The organism is Sphingomonas sp. ABOLG (assembly GCF_003950435.1).
Classification (GTDB): domain Bacteria; phylum Pseudomonadota; class Alphaproteobacteria; order Sphingomonadales; family Sphingomonadaceae; genus Sphingomonas; species Sphingomonas panaciterrae.
The window spans coordinates 42939-59902 of record NZ_QQWW01000010.1; the positions used below are offsets into that span (position 1 = coordinate 42939).

Annotated in this window: 21 protein-coding genes; 10 read left to right on the forward strand and 11 right to left on the reverse strand. The window is 66.8% G+C overall.

The annotated features are described in order from the left end of the window. Nucleotides 1-3: 3 nt before the first annotated feature. The 4 genes from CA236_RS12605 to pnp all read left to right on the forward strand — a co-directional run bounded on the left by CA236_RS12605 (nt 4) and on the right by pnp (nt 4393). Nucleotides 4-690 carry a site-2 protease family protein gene (locus CA236_RS12605; RefSeq protein WP_046409692.1) on the forward strand — a complete coding sequence of 229 codons (687 nt, stop codon included), beginning with the start codon at nt 4-6 and terminating at the stop codon, nt 688-690. 11 nt (nt 691-701) lie between these two features. Beyond that, a complete protein-coding gene (gene truB / locus CA236_RS12610; protein ID WP_125945869.1) occupies nt 702-1595 on the forward strand; it encodes a tRNA pseudouridine(55) synthase TruB in 894 nt (297 codons plus the stop codon). Between the two features lie 19 nt (nt 1596-1614). After that, entirely contained in the window at nt 1615-1884 is a 270-nt protein-coding gene (gene rpsO / locus CA236_RS12615) for a 30S ribosomal protein S15 (RefSeq protein ID WP_046409695.1), read from the forward strand. Nucleotides 1885-2041: 157 nt separating this feature from the next. Continuing rightward, on the forward strand, nt 2042-4393 hold the full coding sequence (gene pnp, locus CA236_RS12620) for a polyribonucleotide nucleotidyltransferase (RefSeq protein ID WP_125945870.1): 2352 nt from the start codon (nt 2042-2044) through the stop codon (nt 4391-4393). A 216-nt stretch (nt 4394-4609) separates the two neighbouring features. Here the strand turns inward: pnp and CA236_RS12625 are convergent, their stop codons facing one another. Together CA236_RS12625 and CA236_RS12630 are read right to left on the reverse strand one after the other, a co-directional pair. Beyond that, nucleotides 4610-5086: a phasin family protein gene (locus tag CA236_RS12625; protein ID WP_125945871.1), complete on the reverse strand. Its 477-nt coding sequence runs from the start codon at nt 5084-5086 to the stop codon at nt 4610-4612. A gap of 96 nt (nt 5087-5182) precedes the next feature. After that, entirely contained in the window at nt 5183-6889 is a 1707-nt protein-coding gene (locus tag CA236_RS12630) for an alpha/beta fold hydrolase (protein ID WP_125945872.1), read from the reverse strand. A gap of 113 nt (nt 6890-7002) precedes the next feature. Here CA236_RS12630 and CA236_RS12635 point away from each other — a divergent pair, with 113 nt between their 5' ends. Genes CA236_RS12635 through thiD form a run of 5 tightly spaced genes read left to right on the forward strand, consistent with a single transcriptional unit; the run spans nt 7003 to nt 10559 of the window. Next, nucleotides 7003-8211 (forward strand): LL-diaminopimelate aminotransferase, encoded by a 1209-nt coding sequence (locus CA236_RS12635; protein ID WP_125945938.1) that lies wholly within the window; start codon nt 7003-7005, stop codon nt 8209-8211. Between the two features lie 33 nt (nt 8212-8244). Further along, nucleotides 8245-9024, forward strand: a complete 780-nt coding sequence (locus tag CA236_RS12640) for a sulfite exporter TauE/SafE family protein (protein WP_046409701.1) — start codon at nt 8245-8247, stop codon at nt 9022-9024. A 39-nt stretch (nt 9025-9063) separates the two neighbouring features. After that, entirely contained in the window at nt 9064-9507 is a 444-nt protein-coding gene (locus tag CA236_RS12645) for a thioesterase family protein (protein WP_046409703.1), read from the forward strand. Nucleotides 9508-9516: 9 nt separating this feature from the next. Then, nucleotides 9517-9756 (forward strand): DUF1272 domain-containing protein, encoded by a 240-nt coding sequence (locus CA236_RS12650; protein ID WP_046409705.1) that lies wholly within the window; start codon nt 9517-9519, stop codon nt 9754-9756. 35 nt (nt 9757-9791) lie between these two features. Next, nucleotides 9792-10559, forward strand: coding sequence for a bifunctional hydroxymethylpyrimidine kinase/phosphomethylpyrimidine kinase (thiD, locus tag CA236_RS12655; protein WP_125945873.1), 768 nt, complete (start codon nt 9792-9794; stop codon nt 10557-10559). A 38-nt stretch (nt 10560-10597) separates the two neighbouring features. Here thiD and CA236_RS12660 read toward each other — a convergent pair whose 3' ends face one another. From CA236_RS12660 to rpmF, 5 genes are all read right to left on the reverse strand, one after another. Continuing rightward, nucleotides 10598-10975, reverse strand: coding sequence for a MerR family transcriptional regulator (locus CA236_RS12660; RefSeq protein WP_125945874.1), 378 nt, complete (start codon nt 10973-10975; stop codon nt 10598-10600). Next, entirely contained in the window at nt 10972-11280 is a 309-nt protein-coding gene (locus CA236_RS12665) for an integration host factor subunit alpha (protein ID WP_269430569.1), read from the reverse strand. Before CA236_RS12665 ends, CA236_RS12660 begins: the two co-directional genes overlap by 4 nt. Nucleotides 11281-11359: 79 nt before the next feature. Next, the gene (locus tag CA236_RS12670; protein ID WP_046409712.1) at nt 11360-12328 is read right to left on the reverse strand and encodes a beta-ketoacyl-ACP synthase III; all 969 of its coding nucleotides are present in this window, start codon (nt 12326-12328) and stop codon (nt 11360-11362) included. Further along, on the reverse strand, nt 12325-13356 hold the full coding sequence (plsX, locus tag CA236_RS12675) for a phosphate acyltransferase PlsX (protein WP_125945875.1): 1032 nt from the start codon (nt 13354-13356) through the stop codon (nt 12325-12327). Before plsX ends, CA236_RS12670 begins: the two co-directional genes overlap by 4 nt. An 80-nt stretch (nt 13357-13436) precedes the next feature. Continuing rightward, a complete protein-coding gene (gene rpmF / locus CA236_RS12680) occupies nt 13437-13616 on the reverse strand; it encodes a 50S ribosomal protein L32 (RefSeq protein ID WP_046409716.1) in 180 nt (59 codons plus the stop codon). A 192-nt stretch (nt 13617-13808) separates the two neighbouring features. On the opposite strand from rpmF, the gene CA236_RS12685 reads away from it, so the two are divergent. After that, a complete protein-coding gene (locus CA236_RS12685; protein ID WP_125945876.1) occupies nt 13809-14249 on the forward strand; it encodes an MAPEG family protein in 441 nt (146 codons plus the stop codon). Nucleotides 14250-14273: 24 nt separating this feature from the next. Here CA236_RS12685 and CA236_RS12690 read toward each other — a convergent pair whose 3' ends face one another. The 4 genes from CA236_RS12690 to hisG all read right to left on the reverse strand — a co-directional run bounded on the left by CA236_RS12690 (nt 14274) and on the right by hisG (nt 16932). After that, complete coding sequence (locus CA236_RS12690; RefSeq protein ID WP_125945877.1) at nt 14274-14450, reverse strand: DUF4169 family protein; 177 nt, start codon at nt 14448-14450, stop codon at nt 14274-14276. Nucleotides 14451-14465: 15 nt separating this feature from the next. After that, nucleotides 14466-14921, reverse strand: coding sequence for a transcription antitermination factor NusB (nusB, locus tag CA236_RS12695; protein ID WP_046409984.1), 456 nt, complete (start codon nt 14919-14921; stop codon nt 14466-14468). Nucleotides 14922-14986: 65 nt separating this feature from the next. Further along, complete coding sequence (gene hisD / locus CA236_RS12700; protein ID WP_125945878.1) at nt 14987-16270, reverse strand: histidinol dehydrogenase; 1284 nt, start codon at nt 16268-16270, stop codon at nt 14987-14989. Beyond that, a complete protein-coding gene (hisG, locus tag CA236_RS12705; RefSeq protein WP_125945879.1) occupies nt 16267-16932 on the reverse strand; it encodes an ATP phosphoribosyltransferase in 666 nt (221 codons plus the stop codon). The genes hisD and hisG overlap by 4 nt, the downstream gene beginning before the upstream one ends. Nucleotides 16933-16964: the final 32 nt, after the last annotated feature.

Genomic DNA, 16964 nt, shown 5'->3' on the forward strand with positions numbered 1-16964 from the left:
ATCATGACACCCGACAATCCCATCTACGCCGCGGCGGTGTGGATCATTCCGCTGATCATCGCGATCGTCTTTCACGAGGTGGCGCATGGCCTGATGGCGCGTGCGCTCGGCGATCCGACCGCGGCGCAGCTCAACCGGCTGTCGTTCAACCCGATCCGCCATGTCGATCCGATCGGAACCGTGATCCTGCCGCTGGGCCTTGCGCTCGCCAAGGCGCCGGTGTTTGGATGGGCCAAGCCGGTGCCGGTGGATGCGCGGCGGCTGCGCAATCCGCGCTGGGGCATGGTGGCGGTGGCGCTCGCCGGGCCGGGGATGAACTTCCTGCTGGCGGCGGTCGCGGCCATCGCGATCGGTGTTCTTTACGGGCAGATGAGCGGGCCGCCGGAGGGCGTCAGCCAGTTCATCTTCGCGAATCTCGTCAACTTCCTGCTGATCAACATCTTCCTCGCGGTGTTCAACCTGCTGCCGCTGCCGCCGTTTGACGGCGGGCATGTGGTGGAAGGCGTGCTGCCGCGTCGGCTGGCGGTGGAATGGGCGAAGCTGGCGCGTTTCGGCTTTCCGCTGATCATCGTCCTCCTGGTGGTGGTGCCGATGATCTGGCCGAGCGCGAGCATCGTGGGCAAGATCGTCGGCCCGCCCGCCGACTGGCTGGTGCGCCAGTATCTCGCCTTTGCGCAGCTGTTCGCCTGAGGACTCCTGAGATGCATGGATGGCTGATCCTCGACAAGCCGCTTGGGCTTGGATCGACGCAGGGCGTGAGCGCGGTGAAGCGGGCGCTGCGCGAGGGCGGATATGGCAAGGCGAAAGTGGGGCACGGCGGCACGCTGGACCCGCTGGCGTCGGGCGTGCTGCCGATCGCGCTGGGCGAGGCGACGAAGCTTGCCGGGCGGATGCTCGACAGCGACAAGGTGTATGATTTCACCATCCGCTTCGGGGAGCAGACCGATACGCTGGACGCGGAAGGGAAAGCGATCGCGACCAGCGATGTGCGCCCAACGCGCGAGGCGCTGGCCGCCGCGCTGGCAAACTTTACCGGGCCGATCGAGCAGATGCCGCCCGCCTTCTCCGCGCTGAAGGTCGACGGGCAGCGGGCCTATGACCTGGCGCGGGCGGGCGAGGAGGTAGTGCTCAAGACCCGCGCGGTGACGGTATTCGCGCTGAGCGTCACCGAGGCGGCCGACGCAGGCGCGCTGAAGGAAGCGACGCTGAGCGCGCATGTTTCCAAGGGCACCTATATCCGCAGCCTGGCCCGCGACATTGCGCTGGCCCTTGGAACGGTGGGGCACGTCACCTATCTCAGAAGGACGAAGGCGGGGCCGTTCGGCCTTTCGCAGGCGATATCGCTGGACAATTTGAGCGAAGCCGCTAAGGGGCGCACCCTTGAACATATTCTCCTGCCGTTGAGGGCGGGGCTGGACGACATCCCGGCTCTACCCCTCACGCCCGACCAGGCAGGGGCGCTCCGCCAGGGGCGTGTTCTGGCCGGGATCGTTGCCGACGATGGCCAGTATTTTGCCTGCCTGCACGATGTGCCGGTGGCGCTGATCGAGGTCCAGGCCCGCGAGGGTCGTGTCGTCCGCGGCTTCAACCTGTAAAGATGTCGAAGGAAAACACATGTCGATCACTGCGGAACGCCGCCAGGAACTCATCAAGGATCACGCCCGCGCCGAAGGCGACACCGGTTCGCCGGAAGTCCAGGTCGCGATCCTGACCGAGCGGATCCGGAACCTGACCGAGCACTTCAAGGGCCACGCCAAGGACAACCATTCGCGTCGCGGCCTGCTGATGATGGTCAACAAGCGTCGTTCGCTTCTCGACTATCTCCGCAAGAAGGACGGGGATCGCTACCTCGCCCTCATCGCGAAGCTCGGTCTTCGCAAGTAATAACGGAAGGGCGCCCTTGCGGCGCCCTTCTCGCATATGCGCTTCGCGTGTGACGCGAGCGTCCAACGCCAGCGGGCAATAAGGCCCGACTGGCACGAGCCAAGACTGGCTCAAGCAGGCCCCGGCTGCATAGGGCGGCCGGAGTGAAGGAAACGAAATGTTCGACAAGAAAACGGTAAGCATCGAGTGGGGCGGCAAGACCCTGACGCTCGAGACGGGCAAGGTTGCCCGCCAGGCCGACGGCGCGGTGATCGCGACGCTCGGCGAGACGGTGGTGCTGTGCGCCGTCACCGCGGCCAAGACGGTCAAGGAAGGGCAGGATTTCTTCCCGCTCACCGTCCACTATCAGGAAAAGTTCTCCGCCGCCGGTCGTATCCCGGGCGGCTTCTTCAAGCGTGAGCGCGGCGCGACCGAGAAGGAGACGCTGGTCTCGCGTCTCATCGATCGCCCGATCCGCCCGCTGTTCCCGGAAGGCTTCTACAACGAGATCAACGCCATCGCTCAGGTGCTGAGCTATGACGGCGAGAACGAGCCGGACATCCTGGCGATGGTTGCGGCGTCGGCCGCGCTCACCATCTCGGGCGTGCCGTTCATGGGCCCGATCGGCGCCGCGCGCGTCGGTTATGTCGATGGCGAGTATATCCTGAACCCGACCGACAAGCAGGTCGAAGAGGGTCAGCTCGACCTGGTGGTCGCCGCTACCTACGACGCGGTGATGATGGTCGAATCCGAAGCCAAGGAGCTGTCGGAAGAGATCATGCTGGGCGCCGTGCTGTTCGCGCACGATGCCTGCCGTGAGGTCGTCAAGGCAATCGTCAAGCTCGCCGAGCAGGCCGCCAAGGATCCGTGGGAGCTGGCGCCGGTCGACGACAAGTCGGCGACGCTGAAGAAGCTCGACAAGGCGATCGGCAAGGATATCGCCGCCGCCTACAAGCTGACCGACAAGCAGCAGCGCCAGAACGCGCTGAACGAGGCGCGCGCCAAGGCGCGTGAGGCGTTCGCTGACCTGAAGGAAAGCGATCCGGCCCAGTATCTCGGCACGCTGAAGCTGGTGAAGAAGCTGGAGGCGAACATCGTCCGTCAGGCGATCCTGAAGGACGGCAAGCGCATCGACGGTCGCACCACCACGCAGATCCGCCCGATCGAGGCGGAAACGCACTTCCTGCCGCGTGCCCATGGCTCGGCACTGTTCACGCGTGGCGAGACGCAGACGATCGCGACCGCGACGCTGGGTACCCGCGATGCGGAGCAGATGATCGACGGCCTGAACGGCCTGTCGTACCAGCACTTCATGCTGCACTATAACTTCCCGCCCTACTCGGTCGGTGAAGTGGGCCGCTTCGGCGCGCCGGGCCGTCGCGAAGTCGGCCATGGCAAGCTGGCGTGGCGTGCGCTGCACCCGGTGCTGCCGACCAAGGAAGAGTTCCCCTACACGATCCGTCTGACCAGCGACATCACCGAGTCCAACGGCTCGTCGTCGATGGCGTCGGTGTGCGGCGGTTCGCTGGCCCTCATGGACGCTGGCGTGCCGATCAAGCGCCCGGTCTCGGGCATTGCGATGGGCCTGATCCTGGAAGGCAAGGATTTTGCGATCCTGTCCGACATCCTGGGTGACGAAGATCACCTCGGCGACATGGACTTCAAGGTGGCCGGCACGTCCGAAGGCATCACCACGATGCAGATGGACATCAAGATCGCCGGCATCACCAAGGAGATCTTCGAGGCGGCGCTGCACCAGGCCAAGGAAGGCCGTGCGCACATCCTGGGCGAGATGAACAAGGCGCTGGGTGAAACCCGCACCGAGCTCAGCGCGCACGCACCGCGCATCGAGACGATCACGGTCGACAAGTCGAAGATCCGCGACATCATCGGCACCGGCGGCAAGGTGATCCGCGAGATCGTCGCCACCACCGGCGCGAAGGTCGACATCGACGACGAGGGCGTGGTGAAGATCAGCTCGTCCGATCACAGCCAGATCGAAGCCGCGATCAACTGGATCAAGGGCATCGTCGAAGAGGCCGAGGTCGGCAAGATCTACACCGGCAAGGTCGTCAACATCGTCGACTTCGGCGCGTTCGTGAACTTCATGGGTGGCAAGGACGGCCTCGTCCACGTCTCCGAAATGAAGAACGAGCGGGTCGAGAAGCCGGGCGATGTCGTGTCCGAAGGCCAGGAAGTGAAGGTCAAGGTCCTCGAGATCGATCCGCGCGGCAAGGTTCGCCTGTCGATGCGCGTCGTCGACCAGGAAACCGGCGCCGAGCTGGAGGACACCCGTCCGGCACGCGAGCCGCGCGAGCCGCGTGGCGACCGTGGTCCGCGTCGCGACGGCGGCGGTGATCGCGGTGGCCGTGGTGGCGACCGCGGCGGCGACCGTGGCGATCGCGGCCCGCGCCGTGACCGTGGCCCACGTCGTGACCGTCCGGAAGGCGGCAACGGCGGTGGCAATGATGACGGCCCCGCGCCCGAGTTCGCCCCGGCGTTCCTGACGAACGACCGCGATCGCGACTAAGCGATCCGTCGCCTTCGGGTGATACAGGAAGGGCCCCGGCAGTGATGCCGGGGCCCTTTCTCTTTGTCCGTGCGGGCGGATGGCCGGTAAGGGAGCGGCCGTTAGCGCCGCGGTGCCCCAAACGACATCACCCCGGAGCATGCCCCGGGGTGACGGTAGATCAGCGCTGCTGGCGCGTATCGATGCGGCTGGCGCGTCAGGCGCCAACAGGATGGATCAGGCGGCGGCCTTCACCTTTTCGACCGCCAGCGCCATGCGGTTCGACACCGGCTGGGCGACCTCGCCCGCCAGCTTCAGCGCCGATTCGGTCGAGCGCGAGGCATGCGCCATGAACGCGTCGAACGAGGTGCGCGCGTATTCGCTCTGCAGCTTGAAGAAGTCGGCCGGCGAGGTCACCGAACCGAGCGAGCGGACCGCGCCGGTCGCCTGTTCGTAGGACGACTTCACATAGGCCGCGGCGTCCTGGCCCATCTGCTCCAGGCCCTTCGCCGCGATCTTCGAGGATTCTACGACGGCATCGACATTGTCGCGCTGGAAGACGTGCATGTCCTCGAACGCCTTGGAGCCCTTTTCAAACTGCGTGCGGGTATGGTCGTTCGCCTCGGCAAACAGGGCGCGGGTCTTTTCGGTCATCGCAGAGATCGCGTCGATCATCGTCGGCTCCTTGGCGGTGCACGGCATGTCCACGGACATGGTGCATGCTCATCTTATGCTGCACTGCAAAATAAGCGCCGCAGTAGGCTGTTGCAAGGACTTTGTGCGCCGCAGCAAAAGGTCTCTACTGTTACCTTATCGCGCGCGAACATAACGACCGGGCGCATCGTCAAGCGCCGGCAGCTTGCCTGCGCCGGGGATGCGCGCACCCGCCGCTTCGACCATCGTGTCGTCGTGACCGCGCAGCCAGGCCAGCCAGTCCGGCCACCAGCTGCCCTCATGCTCGGTTGCGCCCGCCACGAATTCGGCGAAGGATCCGGCCGGCGCATCATTCGTCCAGTGACGATATTTGCGCGCCGCGGGCGGGTTGACGACGCCCGCGATATGGCCCGACCCGGCGAGCACGAAGCGCAACGGGCCGCGGAAGTAGCGGGTGATTTCCCAGACGCTCTCTGCCGGCGCGATATGGTCCTCCCGCCCAGCCTGGACGAAGGTGGGCGTTTCCACCCTGGCGAGATCGAGCGGAACGCCGTCGATGGTGATGGCGCCGGGCTTCACCAGCAGATTGTCGCGGTAAAGATCCGCCAGATAGCTGCGGTGCCAGCCGGCCGGCAGGTTGGTGACGTCGCCGTTCCAGTGAAGGAGGTCGAACGGCGTGTATTCTTCCCCCAACAGGTAATTGTTGGTGACGTAATTCCAGACAAGGTCGCGGCTGCGCAGCATGTTGAAGGTCGCCGCCATGTAGCGACCGTCGAGGAACCCTTCGGGCGACAGTGTGTCGATCCGGTCGAGTAGTTCGTCGGTGATCAGCGCGGAAAGATCGCCTGCGCGGGCGAAATCGACCTGCGCGGTGAAGAAGGTGGCGCTGGCGACCTTTTCCGCCTCGCCGCGCGCGGCGAGCAGGGCGAGCGTCGCGGCCAGCGTGGTGCCCGCCACGCAATAGCCGATGGCGTGGACAGCGGGCACGTCGAGCAGGTCGCGTACGGTGTCGATCGCCTCGACCTGCGCCGTGATGTAATCGCGCCAGCCAATGTCCTTCATGCTGGCGTCGGCCGACTTCCACGACACCATGAACACGCTGATTCCCTGATGGAGGCACCAGCGGATGAAGCTTTTCTCCGCGGTCAGATCGAGGATGTAGAAGCGGTTGATCCACGGCGGGAAGATGACCAGCGGGGTTTGCAGCACCTGCGGCGTCGTCGGCGCATAGTGGATCAGTTCAAAGAGCGAGGTGCGCAGCACGACCTTGCCGGGGGTGGTGGCGAGGTTGCGGCCGAGCTCGAACGCGCCGAGCGGCGTGTGGGTCATCTGCCCGCGCGCCATGTCGTCGAGCATGTGCTGCAGCCCCTTGCGCAGATTGTCGCCGCGGGTCTGGAGCGTCCGTTCGATCACCTGCGGATTGGTGAAGGCAAAATTGGTCGGGCTGAGCGCGTCGACGAAATTGCGCATGGCGAAGCGGAATTGCGCGCGCTGGCGATCGTCGACGCCCGGCATCGTTTCCACGCTGCGCATGAGCTGTTCGCCGATGAACTCATAGGCTTGGCGCAGCGCGGCGAAGAAGGGGTTTTGCTGCCACGCCGGGGCGGCGAAACGCTTGTCCTGCGAGGGCTGCTGCTGCTCGTGCGGCAGGGTGGCGGCGATGAATTGCTGCCAGGCGGACAGTCCTTCGGCCCACGGGTCGCGCGGGGCGGTGTCAGTGCCTGGAGTCGCCCCTGTGCCCTTTTCCTTGCCGGCATCCAGCGCCGCCACGCTCTGTTCGAGCATCATCTGCTGGGCGCGACCGATCATCGCCGTCCATTGCTGCAGATCGGCCAGGCTTGGCGGCAGGGGACTGTCGGTCATTCATCGCTCTCCGCCCGTCAGCATAGCGTGGCTATGGGCGCGCGAAAGCCCCGCCTGCCTTTCGCCGGGTGCGCGCCCGGTCTATGTTGCGCCGTTCCACCATCGAGGTTCGCATGTCCGAAGAGTTCTACCGCATCAAGCGCCTGCCGCCCTATGTCATCGCCGAGGTGAATGCGATGCGGGCCGCGGCGCGCGCGGCCGGCGAGGACATCATTGACCTTGGCATGGGCAACCCCGACCTGCCGCCGCCGCCGCACGTCATAGACAAGCTGGTCGAGGTGGCCAAGAAGCCCGATGCGCATGGCTATTCGGCGTCCAAGGGCATCCCCGGGCTGCGCCGGGCGCAGGCCAATTACTACGGCCGCCGCTTCGGCGTGGAGGTCGATCCCGAGACCGAAGTCGTCGTGACGATGGGGTCGAAGGAAGGGCTGGCGAGCCTCGCCACCGCGATCACTGCGCCGGGCGACGTGATTCTGGCGCCCAATCCCAGTTATCCCATCCACACCTTTGGCTTCATCATCGCCGGGGCGACGATCCGCGCGGTGCCGACGACGCCGGACGAGCGCTATTTCGAGAGCCTGGAGCGGGCGATGGCGTTCACCGTGCCGCGGCCGAGCATCCTCGTCGTCAATTACCCGTCCAACCCGACGGCGGAGTCGGTCGATCTTGCCTTTTACGAACGGTTGGTCGCCTGGGCGCGCGAGAACCAGGTCTGGATCATCTCCGACCTTGCCTATTCGGAGCTGTATTACGACGGCAATCCGACGCCCTCGATCATGCAGGTGAAGGGCGCGAAGGACGTCGCGATCGAGTTCACCTCGCTCAGCAAGACCTATTCGATGGCCGGATGGCGGATCGGCTTTGCGGTCGGCAACAAGACGCTAATCGCGGCGATGACGCGGGTGAAATCATATCTCGATTACGGCGCGTTCACGCCGATCCAGGCGGCGGCGTGCGCCGCGCTCAACGGCCCGCAGGACATCGTCGAGCAGAACCGGAAGCTGTATCACAAGCGCCGCGACGTGATGGTCGAAAGCTTTGGCCGGGCCGGGTGGGAGATTCCGAGCCCCAAGGCCAGCATGTTCGCCTGGGCACCGTTGCCCCCCGCGCTGGCGCATCTGGGGAGCCTGGAATTCTCCAAACAATTGCTGACCCAGGCGAAGGTCGCGGTCGCGCCGGGCGTCGGCTATGGCGAAAATGGCGAGGGCTATGTGCGCATCGCCATGGTCGAGAACGAGCAGCGGCTGCGCCAGGCGGCGCGCAACGTGAAGAAGTATCTGGCCAGCATGGGTGTGAACGTGCCGGCCCGGAACGCTGGTTGAACCAGCCGCACGGTTCATCGCGGGGGGTGTTCGTTGGACGCCTATAACCCGCTCTATTCGCTCGCCGGCGTGCTGGTGGGGATATTGGTCGGCCTGACCGGCGTCGGTGGCGGATCGCTGATGACGCCGCTGCTGGTGCTGGCGTTCGGCTTCCACCCCGCCACCGCCGTCGGCACCGACCTGCTCTACGCATCGGCGACCAAGACGGTGGGCGGCGCGGTGCACGGCCTGCGCGGAACGGTGGACTGGCGGGTGGTGCGCCGGCTGGCGCTCGGCAGCATTCCCGCAGCGCTGGTGACGCTGCTCGCGCTCAGCCGCATGAGCGTCCATGGCGCGGATACCGGCGGGCGCATCGCGCTGGCGCTGGGCGTGACGCTGGTGGCGACCGCGATCGCCACCTTCTTCCGTGCGCGGATCGTGGCACGGGTAGAGCCGTTCTTCGAAGGGATGCGGCCGCGCACGCTGGCGCTGCTCACCGTCGGATTAGGCGCAATCCTGGGCGTGCTCGTCTCGCTGACCTCGGTCGGGGCGGGTGCGCTCGGCATGACGGCGCTGCTCGTGCTGTATCCACTGACACCGGTGAACCGGCTGGTCGGATCGGACATTGCCCATGCCGTGCCGCTGACGCTGATCGCCGGGATCGGCCATTGGTGGCTGGGGTCGGTCGACGTGATCCTGCTCGCCTCGCTGCTGGCCGGATCGATCCCGGGTATCGTGCTGGGCAGTATCATTGCCTCGCGCGTGACCGACCGGCTGTTGACCCCGATCCTCGCCACCACGCTGGCGGTAGTCGGACTAAAGCTGATATTCTAAGCGCCTGTCGCTTGTGCATCCGCGTTCAAGGACATCGACGTGACTCGTCCCGGTTTCAGTTTTTCCACCAGCTTCAAGGTCCGCTACGCCGAGATTGACGGCCAGCGGGTCGTCTTCAACTCGCGCTATCTCGAATATGCCGATGTTGCGGTGAGCGAATTCTGGGAATGGACCGGGATCGGCGAGGCGCTGAAGGACGCATGGCTCGACATGGAATTCCATGTGCGCCGCGCGACGGTGGACTATCTGAAGCCGCTGATGCTCGGCGACACCGTGGAAGCATCGGTGCGGATCGAGCGGATCGGCAACTCCAGCCTGACCAAGCGGTTCGAGCTGGCCAATCAGGACGGGGATCTGTGCGCGGTGATCGACATGGTCAGCGTCAACGTTCACCTGCCGACCGGCCGCCCGGTGCCGATCGCCACCGACGTGCGCCAGTTCCTGGAAGCGCTGATGGTGGCGCAGCCGGACCGCGTGGCCTAAGGATCGGCCATGCTGGAGATGCGCCCCGATTGCGAGCGTTGCGGAACCGATCTTCCCGCCGATGAGGGCGGGGCGTTCATCTGCTCGTTCGAATGTACCTTTTGCGCGGATTGCGCCGATGCGATGGACGAGCGCTGCCCCAATTGCGGGGGTGAGTTGCTCGACCGTCCGGCGCGGGTCGGAGACGCGCTGAAGAAGCATCCCGCATCGACCAGGCGGCATTTCGTGCCGTCCGATGCCAAGCGCTGAAGCGCAGTGACGGGCGCAGCGGCGGCTGGGTGGCGATGACCCCGCGTATCCTAATCGTGGCCGGGTCCGATTCGGGCGGCGGCGCGGGCATTCAGGCGGATATCCGCACCGTCACGATGCTGGGCGGCCATCCCATGACCGCGATCACCGCGATCACCGCGCAGAACACGCTGGGCGTGTCGGGTGTCCACCCGATCCCGCCGGAGATGGTCGCGCAGCAGATGCAGGTGTGCATCGACGACATTGGCGTCGATGCGGTGAAGATCGGCATGATCGGCAGCGCTGCGACCGCGCACGCCATCGCCGATGTGATCGAGACGTTGCGCAACGTGCCGATCGTGTTCGATCCGGTGATGATCGCGAGTTCAGGGGCGGTCCTCGCCGACGATGATACGACGGCGGCGTTCGGGCGGCTGATGCGGCTCGCCACGCTGGTCACGCCCAATTGCCCTGAACTGGTGGCGCTGGGCGGCGAGCAGGCGGTGCTGGCGACCGGAGCGACGCTGCTGGCCAAGGGCGGTCATGCGGAGGGCGATATCATCACCGATCGGCTGATCGGCCCCCACGGCGAGATTGCGCGATGGTCCGGCACACGGATCGAGACGCGGCATACCCATGGCACGGGGTGCACGCTGGCGAGCGCTATCGCGGAAGGTCTGGGTCGCGGGCTGGCGCTGCCGCCGGCGGTCGAGCGTGCGCGGCTGTTCGTTCGCGAGGCCTTGACCAGGGCGCCGGGGCTGGGCGCCGGGCACGGGCCGATGGGGCATCATCTGGTGCGCCTCAAGGACTGGCCGGGCGTCTGACGCAGCATACCGGCCGCCGCGGCAGGCCCGCGCGGCGGTCAGTAGGCGTTCAGCGCATCCTGAAGATGGTCGCGGATCGCCAGCAGGGCGCCGATCGACACGGTCTTGCCAGTTGGGGGCGGGGCCGCCGCCGCCGCGGTCTCGGCAGACACGGCGCTGCCGCCGCGCGTTTCGCTGGCGAGCAGTTTCTGCACGCCCTTTACCGTATAGCCCTCCGTACCCAGCAGGCGCTGGATCCGCTGGACGAGCGCAACGTCTGCCGGCCGGTAGTAGCGCCGGTTACCGGCACGCGTGACCGGGCGGAGTTGCGGAAAACGGGTTTCCCAATAGCGCAGGACGTGCGGCGCGACGCCGGTCGCGCTGGCGACCTCGCCGATCGTGCGGAACGCGCCCTCAGCCTTTTGGGAGTTGCTCACGCCTGGGCAGCGACGATGCGATCGCGCATCATCTGGCTGGCGCGGAAGGTGAGCACACGGCGCGGTGCAATTGGCACTTCGACGCCGGTTTTGGGATTGCGGCCGATCCGCTCGCCCTTGTCGCGCAGGACGAAGGTGCCAAAGCCGGAGATCTTCACATTCTCCCCGCGGGCAAGCGCGCCGCACAGGGATTCCAGGATCTGCTCGACCAGGCGTGCCGAGTCAGCCCGCGACAGACCTACCTGGCGATGCAGCGATTCCGCCAGATCCGCCCTAGTTAACGTCCCCGCATCACTCATTTGCACTACAACTCCCCACTCCGATTGCTGCAGGTTAGCATCCGCGAGGGCGTGGTGAAAGATTGATGTGGCGGCTTGCCGTGTTTCAGTACCGGACGACGGCGGCGCCCCAGGTGAACCCGCCACCCATCGCTTCCAGCACGACAATCTGCCCGCGCTGGATGCGCCCGTCGCGCACCGCGGCATCGAGCGCCAGCGGCACCGATGCGGCGGAGGTGTTGGCATGCTGATCGACGGTCAGCACGACCTTCTCCGCCGGAAGGCCCAGCTTGCGCGCGGTAGCATCGAGAATGCGGGCATTCGCCTGATGCGGCACGACCCAGTCGACCTGGTCGGCGGTGAGGCCGGCGGTTTCCAGCGATTCCTGCATCACGGTGGCGAGGTTGACGACCGCGTGGCGAAACACCTCGCGTCCCTTCATCCGAAGCTTGCCCACCGTGCCGGTGGTCGACGGGCCGCCATCGACATAGAGCAGTTCGTTGTGCCGCCCGTCGGCGTGCAGCTTCGACGCGAGGATGCCGCGGCCCTCGGGGCCCTCGCTTTCCTGCGCCTCTAGTACGATTGCGCCAGCACCATCGCCGAAAAGAACGCAGGTGGTGCGATCTTCCCAGTCGAGGATTCGGCTGAACGTCTCGGCGCCGATCACCAGCGCGCGGCGGTGGGCGCCGGCGCGGATCATGCTGTCCGCCACCTGCACCGCGTAGAGGAAACCCGAGCAGACGGCGGCGACGTCGAACGCGACGCAATCGTCGATGCCCAGCATCGCCTGCACCTTGGTGGCGCTGGACGGGAAGGTCTGGTCAGGCGTCGCGGTGGCGAGCACGATCAGGTCGATGTCCTGCGCCGACACGTCGGCCGCAGTCAGCGCCGCCTTGGCCGCGTCACGGGCGAGCGTGGCGGTGGTTTCCTCCGGCCCGGCGATGTGGCGGAAGCGGATGCCGGTGCGCTCGACGATCCACTCATCGGTGGTGTCGACCATCTCGGCCAGTTCGGCATTGGACACGCGCCGCGCCGGCAGCGCCGATCCGGTGCCGGTGATAACGCTGCGAATCATGCCGTCTCCCTCTCGAACCGGGTGAGATCATCCGCAATGCGTCGCGCGAGATCCGCCTTCACCATCTTTGCTGCAACGCCAATCGCCGTTGCGACGCCGACCTCGTTGGCGCCGCCGTGGCTCTTCAGCACGAGGCCGTTCAAGCCGAGGAATACGGCGCCATTGTGGTTGTTGGGATCAAGATGGTCGCGCAGCAGCTGCGTCGCCGGACGCGAGATCAGGAAGCCGATTTTCGAGCGGACCGAGCTGGTGAAGGCGCGCTTCAACAGGTCGGCGACGAATCGGGCGGTGCCCTCGGCGGTCTTGAGCGCGATATTGCCGGAGAAGCCGTCGCACACGATCACGTCATGGTCACCGCGCGAGAGCCGGTCGCCCTCGATGAAGCCGGTGAACTCCATCGGCAGGTGCGGCGCAGCGCGCAGCGCGGCAGCGGCATCGCGGATCTCCTCGGTGCCCTTCTGATCCTCGCTGCCGATGTTGAGCAGCGCGACGCGCGGATTTTCCAGATCCATGGCCACGCGAGCATAAGCCGCGCCCATGACCGCGAACTGAACGAGGTTCTTGGCCTCGACCTCGGTATTGGCGCCGAGATCCAGCACGACGACGTCATTGGTGCCAAGCGTCGGCAGCAGCGCGGCAAGGGCAGGGCGATCAATGCCCGGCATGGTGCGCAGCGCGAGCTTCGCCATCGCCATCAGGGCGCCGGTGTTGCCCGACGAGACGGCGGCGCCGGCACGACCCTGCTTCACGCAATCGATGGCGATACCCATCGACGTCGTCTTGGCACGGCGCAGCGCCTGGCCGGCCTTTTCGTCGCCGGCGATGACGTCGGGCGCATGCACGATCTCGGCATGCTGGCTGAGGTTCGGATGCTTTTTCAGGCCTTCGCGAATCGCCGTTTCGTCACCGACGAGAAGGAATTTCATCCCCTCGAAGCGATGACGCGCGCGTGCGACGCCCGCCAGCATGACCGCCAGCCCCTCGTCGCCGCCCATCGCATCGACGGCGATCCAGGAACTGTCGGCCATGATAAGACGGACTCCGTAAACCTAATCTGCAATGCCGAAGCGGCAGCGGCGCGCGTCCGCGCGCCGTGCCGGCAGCTGAATCAGCCTTCGACCGAAAGGACTTCGCGGCCGTTGTAGTGACCGCATGCCGTGCACAGGTTGTGCGGGCGACGCAGTTCGCCGCAGTTCGGGCATTCCTGGAACGCCTCGACCGACAGAGCGTCGTGTGCGCGGCGCATGCCACGGCGGGAGGGGGAAGTCTTTCGCTTGGGGACGGCCATCGCGGCACCTTGATCTTTTATTGTTCGAAATAAATGCGATTAGCCCGACGACGATCGATGCGAACCGGATCACCGGTCGCACCGGGTAGCCGGGCGCATCGCGAAGCCCCGCGCCTATAGCTGATCGGGCGGCCGTTGCAACCCGAATGGCGCGCTGGCAGGCTTCTCCATCAACGAAAAGGGGGAGGAACCATGGTTCTGCCGGTGACACTGACGATTGCTGCGGCCTGTGCGGTGATCAACATCTGGCTCGCGATCCGGCTGGTGCGCGGGCGCGTCAGGGGCAAGGTGATGGTCGGCGACGGGGGCGATCCGGGCATGCTGGCGGGGATGCGCGCGCACGCCAATTTCGGCGAATATGCGCCGATCGTCCTCATCCTGATGGCGCTGATCGAGCTGGCGCGCGGATCCCTGGTGGCGCTGTGGGGGATCGGGGTATTGTTCGTGCTGGCGCGGCTGGCGCATCCGCTGGGCATGACACGGGCGGCGCCCAATCCGCTGCGGGCGGGCGGGGCGGTGGTGACGTGGATCGTCACGCTGATCCTGGCCGGATGGGCGCTGGCAATCGCGGTGGAGCGGACCAGCAGCGGCACGATGACGATCGTGCCGGTCGAGGGGGCGCCGCGCGCCTGAGCCGATTCGGGGCGCCGCGGGGGATCAATCCTCGCGGCGGGTTGCGTCCAGATGTCGTTCCAGCCGGGCAGTTTCGGCCTTGATCGCGTCGCGTTCGGCCCTGGTGCGGCCGAACGCCAGCCTGTTGGCGGCCGCCTGTTCGGCGGCGGCGGCCCGCACGCGCGCCTTGCGTGCGCGGTTGAGGTTGATCAGGTCGCCCACGTCAATGGTCCCGGCTCAGGGGCGAACCTCGCGCGCGATCGCGTCGAGCAGGCCGTTGACGAAGCCAGCCTCGCGCCGTTCGTAAAAGGCGTGGGCGACATCGACATATTCGCTGATCACCGCGCCCTTCGGCACATCGACACGCGACAGCAGTTCGTAGGTGCCGGCGCGCAGGATCGCCTTCATCGGCTTGTCGAGACGGTCGAGCGTCCAGCCGCTGGCCAGCTTGCTTTCGATCAGGCGGTCGATCTCGCCCGCGCGGGCATGCGCGCCGGTGACGATATCGTCGAAGAAGGCGACATCCGCCTCTGCATATTCGGCGCCCTCGATCGTCGCGCCAATACGGTGGGCGTGGAATTCGTGCAGGAGGGCGGACATGGCAATGCCCTCCATCTCATGCTGATAAAGCGCCTGGGTGGCGGCGAGACGCGCGGCAGCGCGCGCCTTGGTACGAGCAGCGGTACGGGACATGGCGGCGCCCCATACGCGCATAGGCCCGGAACGGCCAGCCCCCGCGGCGTGCGGGGGCGGCGCGGTCAGAGCCGGCGGGCGACCGACTGGGCGTGCGCCGGCAGCCCCTCCGCCTCCGCCAGCGCGACCGTCGCGGGGCCGAGCTTCGCCAGCGACGCCGGGTCGAGCTGAAGGAAGCTGGTGCGCTTCATGAAGTCCGTGACCCCAAGCCCGCTGGCAAAGCGCGCGCGCCGGCCAGTGGGGAGGACGTGGTTCGGACCCGCGACATAATCGCCGATCGCCTCCGGCGTATAGCGCCCGAGGAAGGCCGAGCCGGCGTGGCGCATCATGTCGAACAGCGGCTGCGGATCATCGACCGCAATCTCGACATGCTCGGGCGCGAGCGCATCGACCAGCGGCATCGCCTGTTCGAGCGTGTCGACCAGCACGATCGCGCCATTCGCCTCCCACGCGATCCGCGCGGTGTCGCGCGTCGGCAGCTCGAGCAGCTGGCGCTCCACCGCCGCGACGACCGAATCGGCAAATTCGGCCGAATCGGTGAACAGGATCGACTGGGTGGTCACGTCATGTTCGGCCTGGCTGAGCAGGTCGGCGGCGATCCAGTCCGGATCATTGGCGCCGTCGGCGACGACGACGATCTCGCTAGGGCCGGCGACCATGTCGATGCCGACCACGCCATAGACCTGCCGCTTCGCCTCCGCGACCCAGGCGTTGCCCGGGCCGGTGACGACATCGACGCGGGCGATCCGGTCGGTGCCCCAGGCGAGTGCGGCAACCGCCTGCGCGCCGCCGATCCGCCACACCTCGTCAGCGCCGGCGAGATGCGCCGCGGCAAGGACCAGCGGGTTGATCGCGCCCTTTGGCGTTGGGGTGACGACGACGAGCCGCTCCACGCCTGCAACCTTGGCGGGAATGGCGTTCATCAGCAGCGTCGAGGGATAGGCCGCACGCCCGCCGGGGACGTAGATGCCGGCGGCATCGACGGGGCGCCAGCGCGCGCCGAGTCGGACGCCAGCCTCATCGGTGAAGTCGCTGCCGGCCGGGCGCTGTTTCTCGTGATAGGCGCGGATGCGCGCGGCGGCGAGTTCGAGCGCGTCGCGCAGCACCGGATCGAGCGCGTCGAACGCGGCGGCGCAATCGGCGAGCGGGATCGACCAGCCGCCGTCATCGAGATCATGGCCGTCGAGCTTTTGCGTGAAGGCACGCAGCGCCGCATCGCCCTCCTCACGCACGCTGCGCAGGATGTTGGACACGTCGCGCGTGACATCGGCGTCCGATTCGCGGCGGGCATCGACCAGAGCGGCGAAATCGCGCGTGAAGGACGCGTCGCGGGTGGACAGGCGAATCATGCCGCCTTCGCCTCGGCCACGGCGCGGCGGAACGCCTCGACCAGCGGGACGACGCGGCCGGCGCGCATCTTCATCGCCGCCCGGTTGACGATCAGGCGTGAGGATACCTCGACGATCGTTTCCACTTCGACCAGGCCATTTTCCTTCAGGGTGCGGCCCGAGGAGACGAGGTCGACGATGCGCGGCGCGAGGCCGAGCATCGGGGCAAGTTCCATCGCGCCGTTCAGCTTGATGCACTCGGCCTGCACGCCGCGACGGGCGAAATGCTCCGCCGTCAGGTGCGGATATTTGGTGGCGACGCGCACATGGCTCCAGCCGCGCGGATCATCGCGTGCGGCCAGTTCTGCCGGCTCGGCCACCGAGAGACGGCAATAGCCGATGCCCAGATCGACCGGGGCATAAAGCTCAGGGTAAGCGAATTCGCCCAGCACGTCGGAGCCGACGATGCCGAGCTGCGCCGCGCCATGCGCCACGAAGGTGGCCACGTCGAAGGCACGCACGCGGATGAGCGCGATGCCAGGATCCTGGGTCGCGAAACGCAGGGCGCGGCTGTCCTCATCGAAGAAGGCGGCCTCCGGCACGACGCCGGCGCTGGCGAGCAGCGGCTGCACCTCGGTGAGGATACGCCCCTTGGGGACGGCAATGACGAGCGGTTCGGCCATGCGCGCGGCTTTACCAGCGCGCCGCGCGGGCG

Excerpts from the sequence above, each read along its gene's own strand:
- CA236_RS12605 (WP_046409692.1), top strand. The coding sequence starts at position 4 with ATGACACCCGACAATCCCATCTACGCCGCGGCGGTGTGGATCATTCCG.
- CA236_RS12625 (WP_125945871.1), bottom strand. The coding sequence starts at position 5,086 with ATGTCCGTGGACATGCCGTGCACCGCCAAGGAGCCGACGATGATCGAC.
- CA236_RS12650 (WP_046409705.1), top strand. The coding sequence starts at position 9,517 with ATGCTGGAGATGCGCCCCGATTGCGAGCGTTGCGGAACCGATCTTCCC.
- CA236_RS12635 (WP_125945938.1), top strand. The coding sequence starts at position 7,003 with ATGTCCGAAGAGTTCTACCGCATCAAGCGCCTGCCGCCCTATGTCATC.
- CA236_RS12630 (WP_125945872.1), bottom strand. The coding sequence starts at position 6,889 with ATGACCGACAGTCCCCTGCCGCCAAGCCTGGCCGATCTGCAGCAATGG.
- hisD (WP_125945878.1), bottom strand. The coding sequence starts at position 16,270 with ATGATTCGCCTGTCCACCCGCGACGCGTCCTTCACGCGCGATTTCGCC.
- rpsO (WP_046409695.1), top strand. The coding sequence starts at position 1,615 with ATGTCGATCACTGCGGAACGCCGCCAGGAACTCATCAAGGATCACGCC.
- truB (WP_125945869.1), top strand. The coding sequence starts at position 702 with ATGCATGGATGGCTGATCCTCGACAAGCCGCTTGGGCTTGGATCGACG.
- hisG (WP_125945879.1), bottom strand. The coding sequence starts at position 16,932 with ATGGCCGAACCGCTCGTCATTGCCGTCCCCAAGGGGCGTATCCTCACC.
- CA236_RS12685 (WP_125945876.1), top strand. The coding sequence starts at position 13,809 with ATGGTTCTGCCGGTGACACTGACGATTGCTGCGGCCTGTGCGGTGATC.
- CA236_RS12670 (WP_046409712.1), bottom strand. The coding sequence starts at position 12,328 with ATGATTCGCAGCGTTATCACCGGCACCGGATCGGCGCTGCCGGCGCGG.
- nusB (WP_046409984.1), bottom strand. The coding sequence starts at position 14,921 with ATGTCCCGTACCGCTGCTCGTACCAAGGCGCGCGCTGCCGCGCGTCTC.
- pnp (WP_125945870.1), top strand. The coding sequence starts at position 2,042 with ATGTTCGACAAGAAAACGGTAAGCATCGAGTGGGGCGGCAAGACCCTG.
- thiD (WP_125945873.1), top strand. The coding sequence starts at position 9,792 with ATGACCCCGCGTATCCTAATCGTGGCCGGGTCCGATTCGGGCGGCGGC.
- plsX (WP_125945875.1), bottom strand. The coding sequence starts at position 13,356 with ATGGCCGACAGTTCCTGGATCGCCGTCGATGCGATGGGCGGCGACGAG.
- rpmF (WP_046409716.1), bottom strand. The coding sequence starts at position 13,616 with ATGGCCGTCCCCAAGCGAAAGACTTCCCCCTCCCGCCGTGGCATGCGC.